Raw genomic sequence first — 3452 nt, 5'->3', positions numbered from 1 at the left:
TGGCGAGCCGGGCTCCTTCCCCTCGGGGCAGGGGACCACGGCCTCGTCGTGGAGCAAGGGGGCGTGGTTCTCCGGCGCCGCCCTGCTCGCCGCGCTCGCGGCCCTCCCGTTCATGCTTGGCGTCACCGGCTCGATGATCGTCGGCATCGCGCTGACCGCCTTCGGCCTCGTCGGCGCCATGACCAGGTGGGTCGAGCGGCGCCGTATCCTGCGCGGGCCCAAATCTAGCGACGGGGCGGCCGTCATCGCCATGTCCCCGATCCTGCTCGTGCGATCCGTGCTGACCAGCTCCCTCGCGCTCGTCATTGGTGGGCTCATTCCCTACCTGGTCTGGGTCCTCGTCTCCTATTCCCACCAGGGCGTGATCCTGTGGAGCTGGCCCTTCGATGCTGCCAGCTCGGCCAGTCCCTCGCACGAGGACTATTGGTTGAGCGATCCGACGGGGGCGGCCATCGTGTGGGGGCTCGCGACGTTCACGCTGCTGGCGGCCTGGCTCATGCCTTTCGCGGCCGACCTGCGCGTCGGAATTGCCACCTCCCTGCGGGGTGTCGTGCGTCCGCTCTGGGGGCGGGCCCTCCTCGCGGTAGGCTGTGTGGGGTTCCTGATTGGCTCCTGGTATGCCATCACGGGTGGCCTGTCGCACTAGGCGAGTGGTGTTTGCGCTCGCTACTATTGCAACATTCAACTAATTCTGGAAGGTAAGGTCATGGCTCAGAAGAAGAAGCCCGACGTCGATCCCGTGCGCGCGAAGGCCGCGCAGATGCGCCTGGCGCAAGAGCGCGCCGACCGTCGTACCCGCATCATCGTCATCTCCGTCGTCGCCGCGATCATCCTGGCCGTCGTCGGCGCCGTCGGCGGCGTGATCTGGAAGCAGCAGTCCCAGATCAACGCCGCCCGCAACGTCGACCCCTCCGAGGTCCTCGGAGTCTTCGCGGATGGGCGCCCGATCGTCGTCAACGGCAACGGCGTGTCCTCCCAGGCCGACCCGAATCTGCCCACGCTCACCGAGTACTTCGACTATTCCTGCCACGCGTGTGCCGACCTCGACTCCGTCCTGGGCGAGGATCTGACGACCTGGGCATCCGAAGGGCATTACAACCTTGAGCTGCAGCCCGTTATTACCGTGAACATGGACTACCTCAAGCCTGCGACCGGTGCCTCCCTGGTCGTCGCCCAGAAGGCCCCCGACAAGTGGGTCGAGTTCCACCACGCGCTCCTGGCCTACTTCCGCTCCCAGTTCCAGGCGGGGAATGGCACGGTCGTCCAGAACCTCGATGCGTCCTGGAAGCAGGTCAAGCAGATCGCCACCGAGGTCGGCGTCCCCGCAGACGTTATTGCCACCTTCCCGGTCAACGCCGTCGAGCCCTACCTCGAGGCCTCCTCCAACGCCTGGAAGAACGCGTCCGTCGACGGGCGTGAGCCCAACAAGCTCGGTACCCCCGAGCTGGTCAAGGACCACTCCACCCTGGTGACGCTCACCAACGACCCCGAGTCCATGCGTGCCGCCATTAAGGAGCTCTTCGGATTCTCCGACTCCATGACCCCGCTGGTCGATCCCACCTCGGCGCCCGCCGCCACCGAGCCCTCCCAGAGCGGTGACGGCCAGTCGCAGAGCGAGGGGACAACCACCAGCTCGAACTGATCGTCGAGACGGTGGTGGGGCGGGTTCGCGTGGCGGGCCCGCCCCACCACTTACCTGGGGCGTGGTGTGTCACTCTTCCGCCCGCGCGCCGGGCCCCCAACCTGTGGCACACTAGTGTCCGCCGCCGGCTTAGCTCAGTTGGTAGAGCAGCTGTCTTGTAAACAGCAGGTCATCGGTTCGAGTCCGATAGCCGGCTCCGATGGTTAGTTCACACGGATACGGCCGTTGTGTGGCTGGCACTGGCCGGGTAGCCTGTTTTCCCCTGTTATTGCGGGAAAATGGGTGCCCGGCTTATTCGTACCTGTTGGTTGGTAGCGGCTGCGCGGGTATTTTGCGGGTTGATGGGGTCTGCTGGCGCTAGATTCATCCAGTTTGGTGTGTGCCCCCGGGGCAAATCAAAGATCACGCGGCAACGAAGGAACTCATCACGGCCCAATAGTCATTCGGGGCGGCGCTTGGCCGCGCGCGGCCCGGCCGTCTTCTTCGGGTGAAAGGACAAGCGTGTTGGTTGTGTCACGTCTTTTCTGCTTGCTGGTGCGGGGGCCTGGTCGGCGAGTTCCGCGACGATGCCCCCTCGACGATGCCAGGGACCGAGCCCTGACCAGCACGTTGTGTCGTATAACGTGCTCCTTCGGCCCGATGCATCCCGCCGTAACCCGTATGGCGGGTGAACTCGTGGCACCCTAACCGTTGTGGTGTGTCTGATTGGAAAGAGAAGTATCCGTCGAGCCCCTCCTCGCGGCACTTCTCACCGCGGCGCGGACGCCGCCCTCGCGGCCCTGCCCCGGCCTCGTCGCCTCGTTCCCCTCTCAGCGCCCCAGCGACCAGTCGACGCCCGACGCCCCCTGCTCCTCGAGCAACCGGTTCGCGCGCGAGAACGGTCGCGACCCAAAAAAACCTCGATACGCGGACAGCGGCGAGGGATGCGGCGACGCGATAATCGGCGTGTCCCCGAGGCGAGGGGCCAACGACTGCGCGTCCTTGCCCCACAGGACCGCGACGAGGGGCGCACGCGATCCGTCCGCGCGCCGACGAGCCACCAGCGCGTCGATCGCGCACTGCGTGACCTCCTCCCAGCCGCGCCCCCGGTGTGAGGCGGGGGCTCCCGGGCGCACGGTCAACACGCGGTTGAGCAGGCACACTCCCTGCTCGCTCCATGGCGTCAAATCGCCCGACGACGGGGGTGGGCAGCCCACGTCCTCGCCGAGCTCCCGAAAAATGTTGACCAGGGACCGAGGGATCTCGACCCCCGGACGAACCGAAAACGACAGGCCCATCGCGTGACCCGGCGTCGGGTACGGGTCCTGTCCCACGATCAGTACCTTCACCGAATCGAAGGGGTAGGTGAATGCGCGCAGCACGTCCGTCCCCGCGGGCAGGTAGCCGCGCCCCTCGTCCACCTCGGCGGCCAGCATTGCGCCCAACTCGTGGACGCGGCCCTCGACCGGCGCCAGAGCCGCGGCCCATCCCGGATCGATCAGCTCGGACAGCGGACGCGGATTGTAATCGCTCATGACACCAGCCTAATGCCGCGCATGCCACCCCACACATCCCGCGTGCCACACGAGCCCCTGCCGGTCTTTTCCGATAGTCTGAACGCGTGAGCTCTCAGTACCCCAGGGATGAATTTGACCGCGCCGGTGAAGACATGCCCGTCGGCATGCACCGCCCCAAGCCGTCCAAGTGGAAGAACGTGTGGCCCTTCCTGGCCATTCTCGTGATCGTTCCCGCGCTCGGCTGGGCAGCAGCCACTGCCCTGTCGCGCCAGCAGACCACCACCGTCAACCCCACCCCCGCGCCCATCACGACG

At 66.5% G+C, this 3452-nt stretch carries 2 protein-coding genes, 1 tRNA gene and 2 pseudogenes; 4 read left to right on the top strand and 1 reads right to left on the bottom strand.

All coding sequences use genetic code 11. The features are described 5' to 3' along the window. From HMPREF1138_RS11280 to HMPREF1138_RS06350, 3 genes and pseudogenes are all read left to right on the top strand, one after another. Window positions 1–646: pseudogene (locus tag HMPREF1138_RS11280) on the top strand (serine/threonine protein kinase); the annotation flags it as partial. A gap of 60 nt (window positions 647–706) precedes the next feature. Next, complete coding sequence (locus HMPREF1138_RS06355; RefSeq protein ID WP_009057820.1) at window positions 707–1642, top strand: DsbA family protein; 936 nt, start codon at window positions 707–709, stop codon at window positions 1640–1642. 123 nt (window positions 1643–1765) lie between these two features. Further along, window positions 1766–1838: transfer RNA gene (locus HMPREF1138_RS06350), tRNA-Thr, on the top strand. Between the two features lie 613 nt (window positions 1839–2451). Here the strand turns inward: HMPREF1138_RS06350 and HMPREF1138_RS06345 are convergent. Continuing rightward, window positions 2452–3156: a uracil-DNA glycosylase gene (locus HMPREF1138_RS06345; RefSeq protein ID WP_009057817.1), complete on the bottom strand. Its 705-nt coding sequence runs from the start codon at window positions 3154–3156 to the stop codon at window positions 2452–2454. 134 nt (window positions 3157–3290) lie between these two features. Here HMPREF1138_RS06345 and HMPREF1138_RS06340 point away from each other — a divergent pair. Continuing rightward, a pseudogene (locus HMPREF1138_RS06340) lies at window positions 3291–3452 on the top strand (LytR C-terminal domain-containing protein); the annotation flags it as partial.

This window comes from Actinomyces sp. ICM58, from assembly GCF_000283035.1.
GTDB lineage: Bacteria > Actinomycetota > Actinomycetes > Actinomycetales > Actinomycetaceae > Pauljensenia.
Note: the sequence above shows the minus strand (reverse complement) of the source record. Positions and strands in the feature narration are given on the sequence as shown.